Genomic DNA, 20,729 nt, shown 5'->3' with positions numbered 1-20,729 from the left:
GAGATGGAAATTATGTCAAACAAACCAGTTATTTATTTTCTATGTACAGGAAACTCCTGCCGAAGTCAGATGGCGGAAGGGTTCGGAAAGAAATACCTTGGGGAGAAATACGATGTGCGTTCAGCGGGAATTGAAGCACACGGATTGAACCCGAATGCCGTGAAAGCGATGAAGGAAGTGGACGTCGATATTACCGATCAAACATCCGACATCATCGATTCTGATATTTTGAACAACGCCGCTTATGCGATTACGCTGTGCGGGGATGCTAACGACAAATGTCCGATGACGCCTCCGCACGTGACACGCTTCCACTGGGGATTCGATGACCCTGCCAAAGCAGAAGGTACCGAAGAAGAGAAGTGGGCTTTCTTCCAGCGCGTCCGTGATGAAATCGAAGCTCGAATTCAGGAGTTTGCTGAGACAGGCAAATAATCAGAAGAAGCCGCCGGGACGGAATCGTTTTGGCGGATTTTTCTATACATAGAAGGAGAGAAGGTGCAGGGATGGGGAGAGAGATTGTTGTGGAACCTATGCTTCCGGAAGATTGGGAGCAGGTGCGGGCCATTTATGAAGCAGGAATAGCGACAGGGAATGCAACCTTCCAGAAGGAGGTCCCATCTTGGGATGACTGGGATGCCGGACATGCTTTGGAGTGCCGGATCGTCGCAAAACGCGACGGCGAAATTATCGGTTGGGCGGCCTTGAGTCCCGTGTCGAGCAGATGTGTGTATGCAGGTGTGGCGGAAGTCAGCGTCTACGTCCGCCCGGAAAGCAAAGGGCAGGGAGTGGGCAGCAAATTATTGGAGCAGCTGATTGAGGCGAGTGAAGCGCATGGCTTTTGGACATTACAGGCTGGGATCTTCCCTGAGAACGGTTCCAGCATAGCGATCCATAAGAAAAACGGGTTTCGGGAAGTCGGACGCCGTGAACGGATCGGCAGGATGGACGGCATCTGGCGTGATACGGTGTTTCTGGAAAGACGAAGTAATAGAATAGGGTTGGATTGAAAACAGTCTGGTGTCCCAGGCTGTTTTTTTATTGAATGAATGGAAAGGTGTTCGTAAGGGAATGTACTTGGCTGGGTCTTTCATAATTAGTACGTGGAAAGTGAGAAATGAAACGTATTGTACTCAATAGGAATTTTTGAAATGATTGGATTGTAACCAGGTAGGAGAGAAAGGAGGATATTTATGTGGAGTGTGGTTTATTATGTACTGGCTGTTCTAATCTTCTCTGCACTTTGGAAAGGGATGGATCTTGTGTGGAATGCCTTCGTCCCGCTGAATTATAAAACCAATTTGATCGCCGTTATTTTTGTGATCCCGCTTATGATCATCATATCCTTATTACTCGCTTCTTTTATAAAAAAAGCTCTGAAGAATGGATGAAATCCCTCCGCTTGAAAGAATTCAAGAAGAGGGAATAAGGATAGTGGTTTGATTAAAGAATTCTGGCAAGTCCCCGCTCAAATGCGGCGAGGTGGTTGACGGAAGCGTTGCGTAAGGAGTTGAAAACGATTCGGATGTCTGGAGGCAGCTGGAAAGTTAGAAATTTTTCGTACATCGCGATATTATCGATTTCTCCTTGAACTCCGGCGGCATAGGCGGCTTTTATTGTCTCCGGAGTGGTGACAAGGGAGGCGGATGTGTCTTCCGGTAAAGGGATTTGGTAACGGTCGAACAGCTGCCATAATGCGTAAATATGTCTCATTTCTGCTTCTTTTATTTGCACAAAAGTACGGATGCTGCCGAATTTATTTATTATATCTGCATACCTCGCCTGAGCCAGGTATTCATCCTGAAGGGCGTAGGTCAACATTTGGGGGATGGTCAATGTCGCTGCATTTAACGCACCAACAGCGCCGTAATCTTGACGGATAGACCGTTTATGGCTGTCGTAGGGAGTGTTATACATGGATCTTCCTCCTTTTTATTAAATTATGTGCAGGACGTTTCGGAGGTTCGTTGTCTATTTTCTTCGGACCCTTTAGAGAGTAGACGGATTCTGCCTATCTTCTCGGTAACCTAAAAAACCCCGCATCCTAATCAAGGATGCGGGGTTTTTTATCATTTACCGAAATTCACAATCATGTCGTGCGCTTTCTGGACTTCTTCGTCGCTCATGTAAATCAGGTACATGCCGTTTGTCATCCGGCCTTCCCCGCTCATCTGATACGTAGAGGATTCCTTGCGGGCACTGCTGTATTTCGTCGCCAGACGGCGCATATCACTGAACTCCATGTTCGTGCTGACATTGCTGCCGAGGACGTCGAGAATGTCGTTGATCTTATTGACGACGTTCAAGCTGGCACCTTTGTTGATGATGCCCTGGATGACCTGCCGCTGGCGTTCGTTCCGGCCGAGGTCGCCTTGAGGGTCTTCTTTACGCATCCGAACATAGGCGAGCGCTTCACGTCCGTCGAGATCAAGCTCCCCTTCTTCAAAGGTGAAGTTGCCGGACTTGAAGGCGCGGTCGTTCTGGACGGTTACACCATTCACCGCATCCACGACCTGGGAGAGTCCTTCCATATTGACGCGGACGTAGTAATCGAGGTCAATATCGAGAAAGTTCTCGACGGTATCGACGGCCATATCGCTGCCACCATAGGCGTAGGCGTGGTTGATCCGCGTAACGCGGCCGTCGCCTGCAATTTCAGTTCTCGTATCCCGCGGGATGCTGACCATCTGCATCTGGTCATTGTTCGGATCGAGGGTCATCACGATCATCGTATCGGAACGTCCGACATCGTTCTCCCGTTCATCGACGCCGAGAAGGAGAATATTCAACGGTTCCTTCTTGTCGACTTTCGCTTTCGTTTCTTCGGTATCGATCGACGATACGTCTTCATGTAGATCCTGGTTAACGGTCGCCCGTACATTATGGAATATCGTATATAAGTAAATGCCTCCGCCTGCCAGCACGAGAGCTAACAGGACTAAGAGGACTTTCCAGCGTTTCTTCTTTTTACGTTTGCTGCGTTTGAGCTCTTTGCGCCCCATTCCTCCACCCCTTCTCTAAAAAAAGCGTACTTCTATATTATACGTTTTTTGTAGAATCATGTAAAAGCATGTTTTTAAGAAAAGTGCTACTATTAACTAAATAGTGCGAATAATGAGGGGGATCTTATGGGAATTCATATCGGTGTAGATCTCGGCGGGACGAACGTCCGCACGGGAATCGTACAGGAAGATGGAACGGTCGAACAACTCATTCAGGAGAAGACGGAAGTGGAAAACGGGGTGGACCGGACGCTTGAAAAAATGATCGACATGATTGAGAGGACCGCCGGCGGCCGAACGATTGCTACCATCGGCATCGGAGCTCCTGGTCCGCTCGACCCGCACCGTGGAGTCATTCTCGATCCGCCGAACCTGCCGGGATGGGAAGAGGTGGCGCTGGTGGAACGAATGGAGGCCCACTTCGGCGTCGATGTCCAGTTGGACAACGATGCCAATGCCGCGGCGCTCGCCGAAGCGAAATTCGGAGCTGGCAGAGACTATACGAGTGTTTTCTACATAACGGTGAGTACCGGTGTCGGCGGGGGATTAGTGATCGACGGCCGGGTGTTCAGCGGGGCGCAGGGCTACGCCGGGGAAATCGGCAACATGATCCTGCAGCCGAACGGCTATCAATACAGCAACCTCAATAAAGGATCCCTTGAAAGTTATGCAAGCGGCACGGCGATCGGAAAGAGAGCGGAAGAGTTATACGGCATCGAAGGCGGAGCGGAGCGTGTCTTTGAACTCGTGAAGGAAGGGAAAGAGGAGGCGCAGCACATTGTCGAGGAAGCGGTTGATTTCCTGGCGATGGCGATTGCGAATCTCACCCACACGATCAATCCGGAAGTATTCGTCCTTGGAGGCGGTGTGATGAATGCAGGGGATTTGATCTGGGTTCCTCTTGAAGAGCGGGTGAAGGAGTACCTTTTTCCCGGTCTGATTCCGGAGATCAAGCTCAAGCGTGCAGAGCTGGATGGACATGCCGGCGTCATCGGTGCCGCCCTGCTCCCGCTTCAGAAAAAGTAATAGACTCGTCCGTGCTAATCCATTCCCGCCCGGCATAAGATGGTATAAGCTATCTTTTCTGGAGGAATGTCTGAGTGAGAACGCGTGTCTGGCTGTTGTTGGGGATCGTTCTGCTTACGGGATGTATGGAAAGCGCGACACAGCGGTCGATTGATGAGTTCAAAATGCCTGTGACCAATGCTTTGCACTTCGTCTACTTCTATGAGGGGGACCCGCCGGAGGAGAAGGTGCGCTCCCGGCTGAACGGGATGACAGTGTTCCTTGCCCGGAAGAGCGTGCAGGCCGAAGTCACCTACCAGCCGTTGACGGAGGACAATGAGTATAAGGAAACGTTGAATGTGGAAGACAAACAAATCGTCGTTTTCGATTACAAGGGGATCCGGTTCCAGGCGAGAAATCTCGACGTCCTGGAGGGCATGGTCCTCCAATTTGCGAATAACGGATAATTAAAAAGGAAACCAGCGTCTGCTGGTTTCCTTTTCAGTTTGTTGAAGGAGTATTTATAAGGAAGGAGCGGACGGACTCCGTAACCGGACATCAAACCCCTGACATTCTTCGTATTTCCTTTATCTCCTGTTAATCGGTCCTGATTTATCGGGAGAAGAATTCTTCTAACACGAGGACACAGGCACCGATGGCGGAGGCGTTGGCTCCGAGCTTCGAGAGCACGATTTCCGTTTCTTTCGCCTTTGTCGTCAAGCCGCGCGACTGGATCGTCTCACGAAGACCCTCTAATAAAAAGTCACCCGATCTCGCAACACCGCCGCCGACGATGATCCGTTTCGGGTTCAGCGTGTGTATCAAATTGGCGAGGCCGATGCCTAAGTAGCGGCCTGTTTGGTTCAACAGCTGGATACTGAAGGCGTCGCCTTGCAGTGCCGCTTTGTGGACGGTCGCACCATCCACTTTTTCGAGGTCATGGTCGACCAGTTCGGTGATCAAGGAAGGCTTGCCTGTTTTCAGTTCCTTCCGTGCCCGGTCAGCGATGGCGGGTCCGGCCGCGAATGTCTGAAGGCAGCCGTAGTTGCCGCACGGGCACTTCGTTCCGGATAGATCAATAGTGACGTGGCCGATTTCTCCTGCCAGGTGGTTTTCCCCGTGGAATAGTTTGCCGTTGATCATGATCCCGGCACCGATTCCGTTTCCTACATTAATGCCGACGAGGTTATCGGCATCGTTTCCGTTTCCGAACCAATACTCCCCGAGCGTCATCGTATGGGCGTCGTTCTCGACTTTGACGATCATGTTGAATTCCTTCTCCAACTCTTCCTTGATCGGGATATCATATAGCTGGAAGGAGGGGGCGAATAGGGATGTCCCCTCTTCCGGATCGACGATTCCGTGCATACCGATGCCGATACCGAGAAACTTGTGTTCATCTCCATCGCCGCAGGTCAACAGCTCACGGATGCCGCTCTTCATCGTCGAGATAATATCTTCCTTGGACGGATTCAGCGGTATCGCGAGTTGGAAATCACGCTTCAGCTCACCGAACAGGTTCGTGACGACGAATTTCATCTGATTCGTACCGACATCGACGCCGAGAATATAGAACTGGTCGGCATTGATAGCGAGCAGCGTCGGTTTGCGCCCGCCTTTGGACTCTCCCTGCGTCGTTTCGATGACGAATTTCGTCTGAATCAGCTCTTTGACGATGTTGCTGACCGTCGGGGGAGTGAGGCGTGTCTGTTTTGCAATATCAGCTCTTGAAATGGGGCCGTGCTCACGGATCATGTTCAAAATGATCGAGCGGTTGATCGATTTCATCAACTGGAAGCTGCCCCTTGTATAGTTGGTATTCATAGGATTCCTCCACTATTCATTCTTCGTTTAGCATACCACAAATTCCACTTTTTTAATTAATTTTATTAAGTTGTGAAGAAAGTCCTGTTTGAGGGATCGGGAAAGATGGACATATTTTAACGTCTTAAACGCCTTGGTGATAGGACATAAGGCCGTTGCATAAGAATATTTAAAAAATTTACGAAAGGATAGCAGACAAAGCTAGGAAGCTGTGTTACTATTTACATAAATTAAATTAATTAACAAAGTCAAAACGCTGAAATGTAAGCGTTTCTATAGACGGAAGACATAGGAAAGGGTTGGTGAACAGTGTTGATTCATATACACGAAGCGGAGAAACAGTTCCATCTGACAAACGGAAAGATCAGCTATATCTTTCATGTCATGCGGAACGGACAGCTTGGACATTTGTATTACGGCAAAGCCATTCGGGATCGATCCGGATTTGCGAGGTTTCAGGATTATGAGACGGTCGCACCGTCCAGTACGCACGTCTATGAAGGAGAGCTCGGATTCTCAATGGAAACGATCCTTCACGAAGCGACAGCTTATGGGAAAGGAGATTTTCGAGAGCCGGCGGTGAAGCTGGAAGCAGCCGACGGCTCGTACGTTTCTGATTTCCGATTTGACCGTTACCACCTGGAAAAAGGCAAAGCGAAGCTGCCGGGACTTCCTGCGACATTCGCGGAGGAGGAAGAAGCGGAGACGCTGACGATCACGCTTAAAGATGAACCATCCGGTGTAGAATGGGACCTTTCCTATACAATCTTCCGGGACCATCCCGTCCTTTCAAGGAGCAGTATCCTCCGAAACGATGGAACAGAGAAGGTGAAGGTGGAGCGGCTGATGTCCCTGACCGTCGATCTTCCGGACAGCGCGTATGACATGGTCCATTTGGCAGGAGCCTGGTCGCGCGAGCGTCATATCGAAGAACGTCCGCTCCGTCCTGGTATCCAGTCGATCGGCACGAGCCGCGGAGCGAGTTCGCATCAGCATAACCCTTTTCTCGCGTTGAAAAGAAAGGGAGCGACCGAGTTTGTCGGCGAAGTACTCGGGTGTCAGTTCGTATACAGCGGCAATTTCCTCGGGGAAGTGGAAGTCGATCATTACGACCGGACGCGGGTGTCGATGGGAATCAACCCGGACACATTCACGTGGCATCTGGAAAGCGGAGCCTCGTTCCAGGCGCCGGAAGCGGTTCTCGTCTATTCAGAAAACGGAATGAACGGGATGAGTCAGGCGCTGCATGCGCTTCATCATGGTCATTTAATCGCACCGAGATGGCTCGAAAAAGAACGTCCGATCCTCATTAACAACTGGGAGGCGACTTACTTCGACTTCGATGAAGCGAAGCTTGACGCTTTTGCAGAGGAAGCGAAAGATCTCGGCATTGAATTGTTTGTCCTCGATGACGGTTGGTTCGGGAAGCGGAACGATGATACGACATCGCTCGGTGATTGGTTCGTTGATGAAGCCAAGCTGCCGAACGGAATCGGTGCATTAGCGAAGCAGGTGAAGGCGAAAGGGCTGCAGTTCGGTTTGTGGTTTGAACCGGAGATGGTCAGCCCTGTCAGTGACTTGATCAAGGAACATCCGGAATGGGTCGTCGGTGTACCTGGACGCCACCAGACGCTGGAACGGAACCAGAAGGTGCTGGATTATGCCAATCCGGAGGTCGTCGACTACTTGTTCAGCAGGATGGACAGCATCATCAAGGAAACGAAGCTCGACTACATCAAATGGGATATGAACCGGAACATCACAGAACCGTTCTCCCCGCATCTCGAGCATCAGGGGGAGTTCTTCCACCGCTATATTCTTGGAGTCTATGATTTGTATGAGCGCTTGACGTCGGCACATCCGGACGTTTTGTTCGAATCATGTGCCGGAGGCGGGGGACGTTTCGATGCCGGCCTTCTGTATTATGCCCCGCAGGCGTGGGCTAGTGATGACACCGATGCTGCCGAGCGTCTGAAGATCCAGTACGGCACCTCCATTGCTTATCCGCTGTCAAGCATCGGATCGCATATATCTGCTGTACCGAACCACCAGACGTCGCGCGAGACACCGATGAAGTTCCGCAACGATGTCGCGGTTTTCGGAACGTTCGGATATGAGCTCGATCCGTCCGGTTTGACCGAAGAAGAGAAGTTGGAAGTCCGCCGCCAGATCAAAGAGTTCCAGAACGTCCGCCGCTTGATTCAGACTGGCACCTTTCACCGGCTGCTCAGCCCGTTTGATGGAGAAGAAACCGCCTGGATCGTCGTGTCGGAGGATGGTACGAAGGCGCTTGCCGGCTGGTATCGCCAGACGTATCACCCGAATCCGAAGCAGGATCAGGTTTTGAAGCTTACCGGACTCGATCCGGACGCAGCTTATAGAGTCACAGGGCAGGATACGGTTTATTACGGGGATGAATGCATGTACCGCGGCCTTCCGCTTCCCGTCGAGTTCAACGGGGCGAATGCACCGCAGGCAGAGCGGGCCGGAGATTTTCAGTCCCAGCTGTTTTTAATCGAAAAGGTAGAAGAATAGAAGGGAGAAGGAGTCAGAATGAAACAATTACGAGATGCGTTCGCAGAGAAGTTCGGCGGGGACCAGGGGGCATTGCTGTTCTTCGCACCGGGCCGGGTCAATTTGATCGGAGAACATACGGATTACAACGGAGGGCACGTCTTTCCATGCGCCCTGAGTGTCGGGACATACGCTGTCGCGAGAAAACGAGAAGATACGAAACTTCGGTTTTATTCGATGAATTTCCCGGAAAAAGGAATCATCGATGCTGATATAGAAGAATTAACATATGAGGAAAAGCACGACTGGGCCAATTATCCGAAGGGAGTCATCGCTGCCTTCAAGAAGCACGGCTATGCGGTTTCTTCCGGCTTTGATATTGCCTTTTTCGGAAATATCCCGAACGGGGCAGGGCTTTCTTCGTCCGCTTCGATCGAGCTTGTCATGGGGACAGTGCTTGAGGAGACGAGCGATTGGTCGGTGGACAGAGTGGAGATGGTGAAGCTTGCGCAGGAGGCGGAGAACGAATTCGTCGGCGTCAACTGCGGCCTCATGGATCAGTTCGCCATCGGTATGGGAAAACGGGACCATGCGGTTCTATTGAATTGTAATACGCTCGACTACCGCTACACTCCGGTAGAGCTTGATTCTCACGCGCTGATTATTGCTAATACGAACAAGCGCCGAGGACTTGCAGACTCCAAATATAATGAACGCCGCTCGCAATGCGAGACAGCTCTTGCAGCCTTGCAGACAGAGCTTAAGATTCACAGCTTAGGAGATTTGACAGAGGAGGCATTCGAAGCGCACAAACATCTGATAGACGATCCCGTCGTACAGAAGCGCGCAAAGCATGCCGTTTATGAAAACCGTCGTACCATCAAGGCGGTCGATCTGCTTGATCAGGGGGACATCGAGGGTTTCGGTGCGCTGATGAATGACTCGCACCGCTCCCTGCGCGATGATTATGAAGTGACGGGTCGCGAGCTCGATGCCCTTGTCGAAGCGGCCTGGGCGGAAGGGGCAGTCGGATCCCGCATGACCGGTGCAGGTTTCGGCGGCTGTACGATCAGTATCGTGAAGAAGGATGACGTTGATTCCTTCCTTACGAATGTCGGAGATCGATACAAAAAGGCGGTCGATCTAGAAGCAGATTTCTACGTGGTGGAAATCGGAGATGGAGCGAAACGTATGGAGGAGGAAAGAATATGACCATTCTCGTATGTGGAGGAGCAGGATATATCGGCAGCCACGCGGTGGCGGAGCTGTTGGACAGGAAAGAAAAGGTGGTTGTCGCAGACAACCTCCAGAAGGGGCATGAGCCGGCCATTCTGGAAGGAGCGGACTTTTACAACGGGGATTTGAGAGATGAAGCATTTCTCGACCGTGTTTTTCAGGAGAATGAGATTGCGGCGGTGATTCATTTTGCCGCTGATTCCCTCGTCGGTGAAAGTGTGGAAGATCCATTGAAGTATTACGATAACAACGTCTACGGAGCCGTCGCTCTCCTGAAGATCATGGCGAAGCACGGCGTCGATAAGATCGTCTTTTCTTCGACGGCTGCCGTCTACGGGGAACCGGAACAGGTGCCGATCCAGGAGACGGACCGGACAGTTCCGACTAATCCATACGGCGAAACGAAGCTCGCCATTGAGAAGATGCTGCGCTGGACGGAAGAAGCACACGGCATCAAGCATGTCGTCCTCCGTTACTTCAATGTTGCCGGTGCGGATCCGGATGGAAGGATCGGGGAAGATCACCGGCCGGAGTCCCATTTGATTCCGATCATTCTGCAGGTCGCCCAAGGGAAGAGGGAGAAAATCATGATGTTCGGGGATGATTATGACACACCGGACGGCACATGTATCCGAGACTACATTCATGTCAACGACCTTGTCGATGCCCACCTGCTGGCACTGGCGAAGCTTGAAAAATCAGGAGAAAGTGCGACCTACAACCTTGGCAACGGGAACGGCTTCAGTGTGAAGGAAGTCGTCGACGCTGCCCGCAGAGTGACGGGGCATCCGATTCCTGCCGAAGTGGCACCGAGAAGAGCGGGTGATCCGGCTCAGCTCGTCGCATCTTCCGAAAAAGCGATGGAAGAGCTCGGCTGGATACCGAAGTATGCCGGTCTTGAAACGATGATCCAAACCGCCTGGAATTGGTTCCAGCAGCATCCAAACGGTTACGGCGGGAAGGAGTGAAGCAAATGGCTGTCTACGAAGATATCGAACGTCTGATTCAGTTCGGTTTGAACAAAAAGATGATTTCTGTCTGGGATGTCGATTACGTCAGGAACCAGCTGTTCCGTGTCATGGAACTTACAGGGAAAGGGCCGGTTCGTATCAACGACGCAGTAGCGTTGGAGAGTCCGGTGCCGGTGCTGGAGCGTCTGTTGGACGATGCAGCGGCACGCGGGGTTCTGGAAGAGGATACGACGACAGACCGTGATCTTTTTGATACGAAGCTGATGGACTGTCTCATGCCGCGGCCGTCGGAGGTCATCCGGGATTTCTATCACAAATTCGAGAAAGAGGGTCCGGAAGCGGCAACGGATTATTTTTATCAGTTGTCTCAGGATGCCCACTATATACGTACGGACCGGATTGCAAAGAACAAACACTGGTACAGCGCGACGGAGTACGGGAACTTGGAAATAACGATCAACCTGTCGAAGCCGGAGAAGGATCCGAAGGCGATTGCGGCGGCAAAAGCTGCACCGCCGTCGGAAGCGTACCCATCCTGTCTGTTGTGTAAGGAGAACGTCGGCTATGCAGGAAGGCTCGATCATCCGGCGCGCGATAACCACCGCATCATTCCGATCGATCTGGAAGGAGAGCATTGGTTCCTGCAGTATTCGCCGTATGTGTATTACAACGAGCATGCCATCGTCCTCTCGCGTGACCACCGGCCGATGAAGATATCGAAGGAGGGCTTCGATCGTCTGCTGGATTTCACGGATCAGCTGCCACATTATTTCGTCGGATCGAATGCGGACCTGCCGATTGTGGGTGGTTCCATTCTGAGCCATGACCACTTCCAGGGCGGGCACCATGAATTCCCGATGGCGAAAGCCGAGGAACAGGAAAGCTATCGCCTGCCACGCTTTTCAGATGTGGAGGTGTCGATCGTACGCTGGCCGATGTCGGTGCTTCGTGTGAAGGGAGCGGACCGGCACCGGGTATCAGAACTCGGGGAAGTGATTTTACAATCGTGGCGTGCTTATTCCGATGAGGAAGCGGGTATTTATGCAGAAACGGCGGGGGAGCCGCACAATACGGTCACGCCGATTGCAAGGTACCGGGATGGTCAGTATGAGCTCGACCTTGTCTTGCGGAACAATCGTACGAGTGAAGAGCACCCGCTGGGTATTTTTCATCCGCATGAAGAGGTGCATCATATTAAGAAGGAGAATATCGGCTTGATCGAAGTGATGGGGCTTGCAGTGCTGCCCGGCCGTCTCGTAGAGGAAATGGAGAAATTGGCAGATGCAATCATGGAGAGCCGTCTGCAGGATGCTGCCAAGGAAGAGGCGACGGCGAAGCATGTCCCGTGGGCACTCGGCATCGATTGGGACAGGTCGTCCAGGGAGGCACTGTGGTCGCAGATCGAGCAGGAAATCGGCAGACGCTTCTCGGAAGTACTTGAGCATGCCGGTGTGTTCAAAAGAGATGAGGCCGGCCAGAAGGCGTTCCGCCGGTTCATCAAACAAATCGTATAAGGAGGAAGAGAACATGATCGATGTATCGACTTATCATAAGAAGAAGTACAAAGGGCTCGAGGCCGTGGTGTTGGAGAATTCCTACGTACGCTGTGCCATCCTGCCGGCTTACGGCGGGAAAATGGTGAGTCTGTATGATAAGGAAATCAATCATGAGTGGCTCTATCAGGCGAAGGATAAGCATTTGACGGTCCCGCCTTATGGAGCGGATTTCTCCAAGTATGACTCCAGCGGATTCGATGAAATGTTTCCGGGAATCGACCGCGGTCCGCATCCGCTGTCGTGGGAAGAAGTGCCGGATCACGGGGAAGTGTGGGCACTTCCCTGGGAGTACAAAGAGAACAACGGCTGTATCGAGATGTATGTAGACAGTCCGGTGTTTCCGTATCGTTTGAAGAAAAAAGTCGGGCTGTATAAGAACGTCGTCGTAACGTCCTATGAAGCGAAAAACTACGGCGATGAGCCGTTTCCGTTCATCTGGACGCCGCATGCGCTGCTTAATTACAACGAGCATACGGAGATCGAAGTTCCGGAGGGCGCCGATAAGGTGATGAATGTGGAGAAAGGTACGAAGCATCTCGGGGATTGGGGGACGGTCCATGATTATCCGGTTACGACATCCTTGTCTACCGGGGAGAAGATCGATCTCTCGAAGCTTGAACCTCTCGAGGAAGGAACGATGGAGAAGTTCTATTTCACTGAACCGCTGCAAAAAGGGTGGTGCACGCTTTCCCAGCCGGAGCTCGGCAGGAAGCTGACGTATGATTTTCCGGAGGAGATGGTGCCTTATCTCGGCATCTGGAAGACACGCGGCGGCTACCGCGGGGAGCATAACGTCGCGCTTGAGCCGTGCACAGGCGTCTACGATGACGTGTACGTGGCGGACAAGATCGGGAAGGCTTCCTACATTCCTCCAAAAGGAACATATAAATGGACATTGACGATAGAAACGGGGGAGCGTTAGATGACATATTTGGGAGTCGATTATTATCCGGAGCATTGGCCGGAGGAAATGATCGATGAAGACATCAATGGAATAAAAGGGCTGGGTGCGAATATCGTCCGGATCGGTGAATTCGCCTGGCATAGGATGGAACCGGAAGAGGGAAGATTCGACTTCTCCTATTTCGACGGGGTTATGAAGAAGTTGAAGGAAGCGGGGCTGTCCGTCATGTTCGGCACGCCGACAGCGACGTTTCCGGCCTGGCTTGCGAAGAAACATCCGTCTATCCTGTCAGAGGATGAACAGGGACAGACGCGTGTCTTCGGAGGCCGCCGGCAGTACTGCTTCAATTCTGATAAATACAAGGAATATGCGGCGAGGATCACAAGGGAACTCGTCGCCCATTACAAGGATGAAGAGGCGATCATCTCCTGGCAGATCGATAATGAGATCGGTCACGAAGGCAGCGACCTCTGCTATTGCGATCAATGCCACCAGGCATTTCAAAAGTATTTGGAAAAGAAATATGCTTCCATTGAGGAATTGAATGAGACGTGGGGGACGATTTTCTGGGGACAGACGTACAACGACTTCTCGGAAATTCCTCATCCAAAGCCGACGATCACCACACATAATCCAAGTTTGAAGCTGGAGTGGGCGCGGTTCCGTTCTTACTCCATCAACAGCTTCACTCATGAGATGACGGAGATTGTAAGAGAGTGTAAAGGCGGGCATCAGACGGTGACGACGAACGTGTCGGGAGGTTTCTTCAATAAATCGTTCGACCATGAAGAAAACGTCGAGCCGATGGACTTCGTTTCTTATGATAACTACCCGGTGTGGGGCGGCCTTGAGAAGCCGGTACCGCGGGAATCCATCGCGATGACCCATGATTTCAACCGGGGGCTGCTCGATCAGAACTATTGGATCGTGGAGGAACTGATGGGCGCGCAGGGGCACGACGTCATCGGCTATCTGCCACGGCCGGACCAGGCGAAGATGTGGTCGTATCAAGCCTTCGCCCACGGCTGTTCCAATATGCTCTACTTCCGCTGGCGCGGGATGACGAAGGGAGCCGAGCAGTTCTGCTTCGGTGTCGTCGATCATGATAACGTTTACGGACGGAAGTATAAGGAAGTCCAATCGCTGTTTTCATCGATCAAAGATCATTCTCGACTGTTGGATGCGAAGATTGAAGCGGACGTAGCGGTTCTGTATGATTACGATAATATTTGGTCGTGGCGTGCGCAGATTCAGAGTAAAGACTTCGATTTCAATGAAGAGCTGCTGCGACTCTATCGTCCGTTCTATCAGTGGAACACGGCGATCGACGTCATTCCTGCCGGTCGGGACTTCAGCGGTTACAAAGTCGTCGTCGTACCTGTTATGCAGATGATGGAACAGGGGCTCGCGGACCGGCTTCATGCATTCGCAGACAGAGGCGGAACGGTCATTTTCTCCTATCGTACGGGACTGAAGGACAAAGACAACAACATCCGTCTTGGAGAAACCCTTCCGGGGCCTGTCAGTAAGCTCGTCGGTGCAAGAGTCGAGGAGATTGAATCACTCACAAAAGAACATCGTCTCGCTATCCGCGGGGAAGAAGAATGGGAAGGTGCCGCCGCTTATGTATCCGTTTGGCGCGACCTGCTCGTTGCGGAAGAAGCGGAAGTCCTGTTCCGTTACACCGACACGTTCTACAAGCAGTTTGCTGCGGTAACGCGGAACCGCTACGGAAGTGGAGATGTCTACTACATCGGCGGCGGTCTCGATGCAGATACGCTGAAAGAGCTTGTCCAGCCGATTATAGAGAAGCACGGAATCTTCCACGTAGAGTCGGAAGAGGATGTAGAAGTATACCGCCGCACAAGCGAAGAGGGAAGCTTCCTGTTCGTCATGAACCACGGCGAAGAAGTCCGCTCCTTCGAGGATGTGGAGCTCGCTCCATACGAAAGTCGGATCATCAAACAAGAGTAGAAGAAAAAGACCGAACGCCTCTGCTGCGTTCGGTCTTTTTTTGTTTATGGTTGGAAGGGGCCTGCACTTAAGGAGAATGGAGCTGTTGTATGGCGGAGGGCGGAGGGAAATGGGGCAGACTATCTCCTTAAAACAGGAAGATGGCCAGGGTAGTGGATGCGATCAGGCCGAGGAGGACGGGGAAGAAGTTCTTCCGGACGAGTTCCATCACGGGCACGCCGCAGAAACCGGCAATCGCAATCAAGGACGACCAGGCGATGATCGTTCCTCCTCCCGTCCAGATCGATCCCATCTGTCCGATGGCAGCAAGCGTTTCGACATCGATCTGACCGTTCGCAAGCGACGCCGATAATGCACCGGTCAGAGGGAGGCCGGAGAATCCGGAACCGTCGAGCCCTGTGATGATCCCGATCAGAAGAATCGAGAATGCAGTCCAAACGGCGCTCTCCGGCAGGAACTGCTGGATCGACTGGACAAGGTCGAACAACAGCGACGGGGCGGAATCGGCGGACAGGACCAGGATATCTTTAGCGAAATCCGCACTTCCGAGAAAGAAGAATCCGGCAATCGGAATGACCGGTCCCATCGCCCGGAAAGCGAAAACGAAGCCTTCGGTCAAGTGTTTGCTGACATCATCAAGCGCCCGCAGTTTTCCGTGGGCGGTCGCAGAAAGCAGAAGAAGCAGGACGGCGACACCCCCGATAAAGGCAGCACCGGTTCCTCCTTCAAACCCGCCCATTCCGTCGGAAGTCACCTTCGTAGTGACCATGTAGATCATGATCGCCAGCATAGCGAGTGGGACGAGAATGGCGAAAAGTCTGCTGAAGAACGGATGCGCGTCTGTCCCATTTATATCGTCTGTCCCCTGCATGGCAGCAAGCTCCCGGCTGTTTTCCGGGTCTCCTTTTGTACGGAACGATTTCCGATGGAGGAGGTAGACGAGACTGATGGCGACGGATCCGGTAATGAGCGAAAGAATCATCGCTTGATCCATGACCGCAGCAGTTTCCACACCGGCGGACTTCGCAGACAGTCCCGGTGCGACCTGGATGATGTAATCCGAGGAAAGTGCCATCCCCTGCCCGGCGATGGCGACGACGACCGCGGCTGTCATCGCCGGCAGTCCGGTGCGGATGGCCGCTGGAACGAGCAGGGCACAGATGAGCGGCACGGCCGGTGTCGGCCAGAAGAACAGGGAGACGATATAGGTGACGGCAAGCAGGACGAAGAAGGAGAGATGGCTGTTGACCATCACCTTTTCTATCGGTTGAATCATTTTCGTATCGGCGCCGAGATCCCGGAGTGACCGAAGCAGGGCGACCATGAAGGTAATGATCAAGAAGATGTTGAACAGTTCTCTGGCCGCGACCAGGTTGGCCTGGAACACGCCGATGAAGCCGCTGACGATGCTGCCGTGGAAGACCCACGCGACGAGGAACGTTCCGAGCAGCGTCGGAAGGACGACTCCTTTTCTGAAAATCATCGTAACGATGATGAGGAAGGTGAACAAACCATAGATCCAATGAGACAGGGTTAGTTCCACCATAGTGCCTCCTTTCTTTCTACGACACGCGTAGACACTATAGGCTATTCACCGGGGTCTGAAGGAGTGACGGGCACGGCGGGAACGATCGGAGAATTTTTTTCTTGGAGGGGTGGTCCGCGTCCAGACGCCACCTGTATCGAATCATGTCAAAATCTGCCCTTGATTTGATTGTTTAGATAATTATAATTATTAGTATTATTCGAGAAAGGAGCAGCCGGAGAGAAAACATCATCTAGGGGGATATGTCTTGGAACAGAAGCTGACTAACATTTGGAAAGACTGGCGCCTTCATGCCATCGTACTGATCATCGTCGTACTTACGGAATTCATCGGAACCCATTCCTTTACGGTCGGGCCGGGCGTCGTCCTGCTCCTGCCTATGCTTTATGCCATTATCATCGGTCTTGCTTTATTCTTCACACCGCTCATTAAGGAAAAACAGGCGAAAAACGCCGAACCGCTTATCATTCTCGGTGTAACGCTCCTCATTGCGAAAATAGGTGTCGTCATCGGTCCGTCGCTGCCGGAGATCATCGCCGCAGGCCCTGCCCTGCTGCTTCAGGAGTTCGGAAATCTCGGCACAATCTTCATCGCACTCCCGGTCGCTGTCCTGCTAGGGTTGAAACGGGAAGCGATCGGTATGACGCACTCGGTCGCGCGGGAGCCGAACGTCGGACTGATCATGGATAAATACGGCTTCCATTCACCGGAAGGACGGGGAGTCATGGCCATTTACATATTCGGTACCGTCTTCGGCGCGGTATTCATGGGATTGATCTCCGGTTTTCTCGCGACCATCACACCACTCAGCCCGCTGTCGTTCGCGATGGCATCTGGAATCGGGAGTGGAAGCATGATGGCTGCGGCCAGCGGCTCTCTCGTCGCCGCCTTTCCGTCTATGGAATCGGACATCCTCGCGTTTGCCGGTGCGAGTAACCTCCTTTCTCTTTCGACAGGCCTTTATATGAGTATCTTCATCGGACTCCCGCTCACAGAGAAGATGTACCAACTGCTCACCCGGGAGAAGAAAACAACGAAGAAAACGGAGGAGGTCTGATTATGTTGAAAACGATTCAAGAGTGGGTGCTCCTGCTCGTAATTTTCGGTATCGTTTCCCTGCTCGGGAACAGGATCGGTTATGATGTCGGTATCGTCGAAGCCCTTCCCGGAATGGTCATTCTCGTCATCATCTGCCTGATCGGTCTGCTTCTGGGGAAAGTACTCCCTGGAAGCATTCCGAGCGTCGCTTATGTTGCCATTGTCGGCGTGTTGTTCTCGATGCCGTGGATGCCGGGATCGGATTACATCGTCGCTGCGACGAATGAAGTCAACCTGCTCGCGTTGACGACACCGATCCTTGCCTATGCCGGGATCGCGATCGGCCGTTCGTGGGCCGACTTCGCGAAGCTCGGCTGGCGCTCGATCGTCGTCGCCGTCTTCGTCATGTTCGGGACGTTCCTCGGCTCAGCGTTAATCGCGGAAATCACGCTCCGCATCCAGGGAATTATTTAATACGATTGGGTACCAGCAGCTTGTAATCCGAGGTCCAATAATCCTATTAGGGGGAGCGGGCTCCGGGAAAGGAGAGGCTTTCCGTGGGGCGGCCGGTGAGCCTCCTCATCGCGTTGCTCTTCGGGTCTCACCTGTTCCGCTGATCCCATCGGAGTCCCTCCTTTCCCTACGCCCTTTGCCGGATAGGAACTCCCTTCAGCCTGGCGCACGCGGATCGAATATTTATTTTATTACATACAAAAAAAGCGCGGGAACCAAACGGGTCCCGCGCTTTTTCTTATTATTATTCCTTATTTCCCGGTACCTCACAGCCGTCGTCGGTGCAGACGGCGCCTTGGTCCTGGGATAGATCCTCGAATACCGGCTTTTCTTCGGCGAACGCTTTCTCCAGCCCCTGGACAAATACTTCCGTCGGCTGGGCGCCGGACACGGCATACTTACGGTTGATGACGAAGAACGGTACGCCTTGGACGCCGATCTGCTGCGCTTCAGCTTCCTGGGCGCGGACGGCTTCCGTATAGCCGTTTCCATTAAGCACACCCTTCACATCTGCTTCATCCAGACCTGCTTCCGTTGCAAGTGCGACGATCGTGTCGTAGTCGCCCACGTCTTTGGACTCCGTGAAGACGGCATGAAGGAAACGCTCGGTATAGGCTTTGCCGACTCCTTTTTCATTAGCGAGCTGAGCGACACGGTGAGCGTCGAACGTGTTCGTCGGTTTCATCGTATCGAAGCGGAAATCGAGACCGACCGTTTTCGCCTGCTCGGTCATGTTGTCGGTCATGCCTTTTGCTTCCTCCAGGCTGCGGCCGTATTTCGCAGCAAGGCCTTCTACAACAGATTTACCGGTGTTCTTCTGTGCATTCGGATCAAGCTCGAAACTCTTATATTCCACGTCTACGTCTTGTCCCGGGAACTGCTCAAGCGCTGCTTCCAGACGGCGTTTGCCGATATAGCAGAACGGACAGACGAAATCGGACCATACTTCTATTTTCATTGTCGTCACCTCTTCATTAGATTACGTTTCTATTCTACGATGATTCCTGCTTCGATTGCGAGCCATCTGTTTAGACACCATGGAAGGGTCTCTTTTCGATTGTAAAAGTGGGAGGGGATTAGCCATGATAAGTGTAGAAACGTTAAAGAAGCGCAGTTTGGAACGAATCGGCGAGGTTCATATGGAAGTAAAGAAGAAAGTGATCGAATTGATTGATGCAGCCTATGAGGAAGGAATAGCTGTCCAAATGTCCTCCGGCTATCGTTCCCATACCCAGCAGGCAGCGATCTACGGGCAGGGGAGGCCGGGGTATCATTGGAACGGCGTTCATTACGGCAGTGCAGGACGAATCGTCACCTACGCCGAGCCGGGGGAAAGCAACCATCATTTCGGAAGGGCGGTCGACTTCTTCCTCGTTTCACCCGAAGGAAACGAAGCGCTCTGGGTCGTCGACAGCCGTTGGAGACGGGTCGCTGCGCTTGCCAAAGGGCTTGGATTCTCGTGGGGTGGGGACTGGAAATCATTCAAGGATTATGCCCATCTGGAATGGATGGAGGCAGAGAAATGGGCAGTAGTGCTTAAGGCCGGAAGCAGTGGACCTGCTGTACGCATACTTCAAAAGCAGCTTGCGGATCTCGGCTATCCGCTTGGTCCCTCAGGGGTGGACGGACGTTTTGGACCTGCCACGATGCAGGCAGTGAAGATGTTTCAGGAAAAAGAGGAGCTTGCCGTGGACGGTAGCTATGGTCCGAAGACCCGCACCCGCTTGAAGATGCGTACGTACACGGGCGTCCTGAAACAGGGGGCACGAGGTTTGGCCGTCGGTGAGGTGCAGAGAAGGATAGGCGTCTCTGTGGACGGTTCCTTCGGTCCGAAAACAAAGGAAGGCGTGAAGACTTATCAGGAGCAGCACGGCCTGGAAGTGGATGGAATGGTCGGCCCTAAGACGTGGCGTCATCTTTTTGGTAAGTAATCGAGAAAAAGCTCCCGGACCCGGGGGCTTTTATCTTTTACAGGGGTAAAATGTCCCGTGTCATTGTCCTTGATTTTACGATATGTTTTTCCATCGGTTGACAATAATTCCAAGGTCTATAATAATGACAGTTGTAATATTCAGTATTTTCTAATTATTTATGTACGCATAATTGGAAGCGTATACAAAGGAGGTGTGCCATGCTCATTCCTATCGTACTCGGTTTGCTGACGATCCTTTCTGTCGTTCTCGCTCTCCGCAGAAAGCGTCCGATATTCCTTTTGCTGCCGCTTGCCGGGGTTCTCGCCACTGCTCTTATCAAAATCATCCAGGTGCCTATGCCGTTTTGGGAAACAATTCAATTCATCTTCGACCTGAGGGGATGAAACCGAAGGGAAGGATTACAGTGAAGAAAATGGATCCAGCACGGGCGAAGGCGTACTTTCGTCTTCGGACGACTTTGATCGGCATCTACCTGGCGGTCGGAGTCCTCGCTTCGTTTGTCATTGTCCTCTTTGCAGAACGTCTCTCGTCGATTGAAATAATGGGGATCCCATTGCCCTACTACATGGGGAGTCAGGGGGCAGTGCTCGTCTTCATCCTCCTGCTTTTCTTCAATGCCGCAATCAGTGATGCCGTAGATAAGAAATTCGGCTTGACCGAGCATCCAGTAGAAGAAAAAGATAAAGCCGCAAACCAATAGGATAGGGGGAAG

At 52.4% G+C, this 20,729-nt stretch carries 20 protein-coding genes and 1 pseudogene; 16 read left to right on the top strand and 5 right to left on the bottom strand.

The window, feature by feature from the left end; genetic code table 11:
- Window positions 1-12 precede the first annotated feature (12 nt).
- The 3 genes from arsC to QRD89_RS16665 all read left to right on the top strand — a co-directional run bounded on the left by arsC (window position 13) and on the right by QRD89_RS16665 (window position 1,391).
- On the top strand, window positions 13-435 hold the full coding sequence (arsC, locus tag QRD89_RS16675) for an arsenate reductase (thioredoxin) (RefSeq protein WP_026577893.1): 423 nt from the start codon (window positions 13-15) through the stop codon (window positions 433-435).
- Window positions 436-506: 71 nt separating this feature from the next.
- Window positions 507-1,010, top strand: coding sequence for a GNAT family N-acetyltransferase (locus QRD89_RS16670; RefSeq protein ID WP_039870339.1), 504 nt, complete (start codon window positions 507-509; stop codon window positions 1,008-1,010).
- Window positions 1,011-1,193: 183 nt separating this feature from the next.
- Window positions 1,194-1,391 (top strand): hypothetical protein, encoded by a 198-nt coding sequence (locus QRD89_RS16665; protein WP_008632474.1) that lies wholly within the window; start codon window positions 1,194-1,196, stop codon window positions 1,389-1,391.
- A gap of 52 nt (window positions 1,392-1,443) precedes the next feature.
- Here the strand turns inward: QRD89_RS16665 and QRD89_RS16660 are convergent.
- Together QRD89_RS16660 and QRD89_RS16655 are read right to left on the bottom strand one after the other, a co-directional pair.
- A pseudogene (locus QRD89_RS16660) lies at window positions 1,444-1,872 on the bottom strand (ferritin-like domain-containing protein); the annotation flags it as partial.
- A gap of 197 nt (window positions 1,873-2,069) precedes the next feature.
- Complete coding sequence (locus tag QRD89_RS16655; protein WP_008632478.1) at window positions 2,070-3,002, bottom strand: LCP family glycopolymer transferase; 933 nt, start codon at window positions 3,000-3,002, stop codon at window positions 2,070-2,072.
- A gap of 126 nt (window positions 3,003-3,128) precedes the next feature.
- Here QRD89_RS16655 and QRD89_RS16650 point away from each other — a divergent pair, with 126 nt between their 5' ends.
- Both QRD89_RS16650 and QRD89_RS16645 read left to right on the top strand, forming a co-directional pair.
- Entirely contained in the window at window positions 3,129-4,028 is a 900-nt protein-coding gene (locus tag QRD89_RS16650) for an ROK family protein (RefSeq protein WP_286095847.1), read from the top strand.
- Window positions 4,029-4,102: 74 nt separating this feature from the next.
- Window positions 4,103-4,474, top strand: coding sequence for a hypothetical protein (locus tag QRD89_RS16645; RefSeq protein ID WP_286095846.1), 372 nt, complete (start codon window positions 4,103-4,105; stop codon window positions 4,472-4,474).
- Between the two features lie 145 nt (window positions 4,475-4,619).
- Here the strand turns inward: QRD89_RS16645 and QRD89_RS16640 are convergent, their stop codons facing one another.
- Window positions 4,620-5,831 (bottom strand): ROK family transcriptional regulator, encoded by a 1,212-nt coding sequence (locus QRD89_RS16640; protein WP_286095845.1) that lies wholly within the window; start codon window positions 5,829-5,831, stop codon window positions 4,620-4,622.
- Window positions 5,832-6,140: 309 nt separating this feature from the next.
- Here QRD89_RS16640 and QRD89_RS16635 point away from each other — a divergent pair, with 309 nt between their 5' ends.
- The 6 genes from QRD89_RS16635 to QRD89_RS16610 are packed head-to-tail and all read left to right on the top strand — an operon-like array spanning window position 6,141 to window position 14,986.
- Complete coding sequence (locus QRD89_RS16635; protein WP_286095844.1) at window positions 6,141-8,366, top strand: alpha-galactosidase; 2,226 nt, start codon at window positions 6,141-6,143, stop codon at window positions 8,364-8,366.
- 18 nt (window positions 8,367-8,384) lie between these two features.
- A complete protein-coding gene (locus QRD89_RS16630; protein ID WP_286095843.1) occupies window positions 8,385-9,557 on the top strand; it encodes a galactokinase in 1,173 nt (390 codons plus the stop codon).
- On the top strand, window positions 9,554-10,549 hold the full coding sequence (gene galE, locus QRD89_RS16625; RefSeq protein ID WP_286095842.1) for a UDP-glucose 4-epimerase GalE: 996 nt from the start codon (window positions 9,554-9,556) through the stop codon (window positions 10,547-10,549). Before QRD89_RS16630 ends, galE begins: the two co-directional genes overlap by 4 nt.
- A gap of 5 nt (window positions 10,550-10,554) precedes the next feature.
- Complete coding sequence (gene galT / locus QRD89_RS16620; RefSeq protein WP_062514822.1) at window positions 10,555-12,066, top strand: UDP-glucose--hexose-1-phosphate uridylyltransferase; 1,512 nt, start codon at window positions 10,555-10,557, stop codon at window positions 12,064-12,066.
- Between the two features lie 13 nt (window positions 12,067-12,079).
- A complete protein-coding gene (locus QRD89_RS16615) occupies window positions 12,080-13,030 on the top strand; it encodes an aldose epimerase family protein (protein WP_286095841.1) in 951 nt (316 codons plus the stop codon).
- On the top strand, window positions 13,031-14,986 hold the full coding sequence (locus tag QRD89_RS16610) for a beta-galactosidase (RefSeq protein ID WP_286095840.1): 1,956 nt from the start codon (window positions 13,031-13,033) through the stop codon (window positions 14,984-14,986).
- 127 nt (window positions 14,987-15,113) lie between these two features.
- On the opposite strand, the gene QRD89_RS16605 is transcribed toward QRD89_RS16610, so the two are convergent.
- On the bottom strand, window positions 15,114-16,529 hold the full coding sequence (locus QRD89_RS16605; RefSeq protein WP_502875723.1) for a hypothetical protein: 1,416 nt from the start codon (window positions 16,527-16,529) through the stop codon (window positions 15,114-15,116).
- 250 nt (window positions 16,530-16,779) lie between these two features.
- On the opposite strand from QRD89_RS16605, the gene QRD89_RS16600 reads away from it, so the two are divergent.
- Window positions 16,780-17,589: a DUF3100 domain-containing protein gene (locus QRD89_RS16600; protein WP_008632501.1), complete on the top strand. Its 810-nt coding sequence runs from the start codon at window positions 16,780-16,782 to the stop codon at window positions 17,587-17,589.
- Between the two features lie 2 nt (window positions 17,590-17,591).
- A complete protein-coding gene (locus QRD89_RS16595) occupies window positions 17,592-18,044 on the top strand; it encodes a hypothetical protein (RefSeq protein ID WP_026577901.1) in 453 nt (150 codons plus the stop codon).
- Between the two features lie 283 nt (window positions 18,045-18,327).
- On the opposite strand, the gene QRD89_RS16590 is transcribed toward QRD89_RS16595, so the two are convergent.
- Window positions 18,328-19,041 (bottom strand): DsbA family oxidoreductase, encoded by a 714-nt coding sequence (locus QRD89_RS16590; RefSeq protein WP_062514816.1) that lies wholly within the window; start codon window positions 19,039-19,041, stop codon window positions 18,328-18,330.
- Between the two features lie 124 nt (window positions 19,042-19,165).
- On the opposite strand from QRD89_RS16590, the gene QRD89_RS16585 reads away from it, so the two are divergent.
- The 3 genes from QRD89_RS16585 to QRD89_RS16575 all read left to right on the top strand — a co-directional run bounded on the left by QRD89_RS16585 (window position 19,166) and on the right by QRD89_RS16575 (window position 20,717).
- A complete protein-coding gene (locus QRD89_RS16585) occupies window positions 19,166-20,014 on the top strand; it encodes a peptidoglycan-binding protein (protein WP_286095838.1) in 849 nt (282 codons plus the stop codon).
- A gap of 200 nt (window positions 20,015-20,214) precedes the next feature.
- Window positions 20,215-20,400 (top strand): hypothetical protein, encoded by a 186-nt coding sequence (locus QRD89_RS16580; protein WP_008632508.1) that lies wholly within the window; start codon window positions 20,215-20,217, stop codon window positions 20,398-20,400.
- Window positions 20,401-20,429: 29 nt separating this feature from the next.
- The gene (locus tag QRD89_RS16575; protein ID WP_502875722.1) at window positions 20,430-20,717 is read left to right on the top strand and encodes a DUF4212 domain-containing protein; all 288 of its coding nucleotides are present in this window, start codon (window positions 20,430-20,432) and stop codon (window positions 20,715-20,717) included.
- The last annotated feature ends 12 nt before the right edge of the window (window positions 20,718-20,729 follow it).

The organism is Halobacillus sp. ACCC02827, assembly GCF_030291935.1.
Lineage (GTDB): Bacteria > Bacillota > Bacilli > Bacillales > Halobacillaceae > Halobacillus.
This window is presented reverse-complemented; position numbering and strand designations above follow the sequence as displayed.

Bases quoted from the DNA above. Each gene is read 5' to 3' on its own strand.
- arsC (WP_026577893.1), top strand. From the start codon at position 13: ATGTCAAACAAACCAGTTATTTATTTTCTATGTACAGGAAACTCCTGC.
- QRD89_RS16670 (WP_039870339.1), top strand. From the start codon at position 507: ATGGGGAGAGAGATTGTTGTGGAACCTATGCTTCCGGAAGATTGGGAG.
- QRD89_RS16665 (WP_008632474.1), top strand. From the start codon at position 1,194: ATGTGGAGTGTGGTTTATTATGTACTGGCTGTTCTAATCTTCTCTGCA.
- QRD89_RS16655 (WP_008632478.1), bottom strand. From the start codon at position 3,002: ATGGGGCGCAAAGAGCTCAAACGCAGCAAACGTAAAAAGAAGAAACGC.
- QRD89_RS16650 (WP_286095847.1), top strand. From the start codon at position 3,129: ATGGGAATTCATATCGGTGTAGATCTCGGCGGGACGAACGTCCGCACG.
- QRD89_RS16640 (WP_286095845.1), bottom strand. From the start codon at position 5,831: ATGAATACCAACTATACAAGGGGCAGCTTCCAGTTGATGAAATCGATC.
- QRD89_RS16630 (WP_286095843.1), top strand. From the start codon at position 8,385: ATGAAACAATTACGAGATGCGTTCGCAGAGAAGTTCGGCGGGGACCAG.
- galE (WP_286095842.1), top strand. From the start codon at position 9,554: ATGACCATTCTCGTATGTGGAGGAGCAGGATATATCGGCAGCCACGCG.
- galT (WP_062514822.1), top strand. From the start codon at position 10,555: ATGGCTGTCTACGAAGATATCGAACGTCTGATTCAGTTCGGTTTGAAC.
- QRD89_RS16615 (WP_286095841.1), top strand. From the start codon at position 12,080: ATGATCGATGTATCGACTTATCATAAGAAGAAGTACAAAGGGCTCGAG.
- QRD89_RS16610 (WP_286095840.1), top strand. From the start codon at position 13,031: ATGACATATTTGGGAGTCGATTATTATCCGGAGCATTGGCCGGAGGAA.
- QRD89_RS16595 (WP_026577901.1), top strand. From the start codon at position 17,592: ATGTTGAAAACGATTCAAGAGTGGGTGCTCCTGCTCGTAATTTTCGGT.
- QRD89_RS16590 (WP_062514816.1), bottom strand. From the start codon at position 19,041: ATGAAAATAGAAGTATGGTCCGATTTCGTCTGTCCGTTCTGCTATATC.
- QRD89_RS16585 (WP_286095838.1), top strand. From the start codon at position 19,166: ATGATAAGTGTAGAAACGTTAAAGAAGCGCAGTTTGGAACGAATCGGC.
- QRD89_RS16580 (WP_008632508.1), top strand. From the start codon at position 20,215: ATGCTCATTCCTATCGTACTCGGTTTGCTGACGATCCTTTCTGTCGTT.
- QRD89_RS16575 (WP_502875722.1), top strand. From the start codon at position 20,430: ATGGATCCAGCACGGGCGAAGGCGTACTTTCGTCTTCGGACGACTTTG.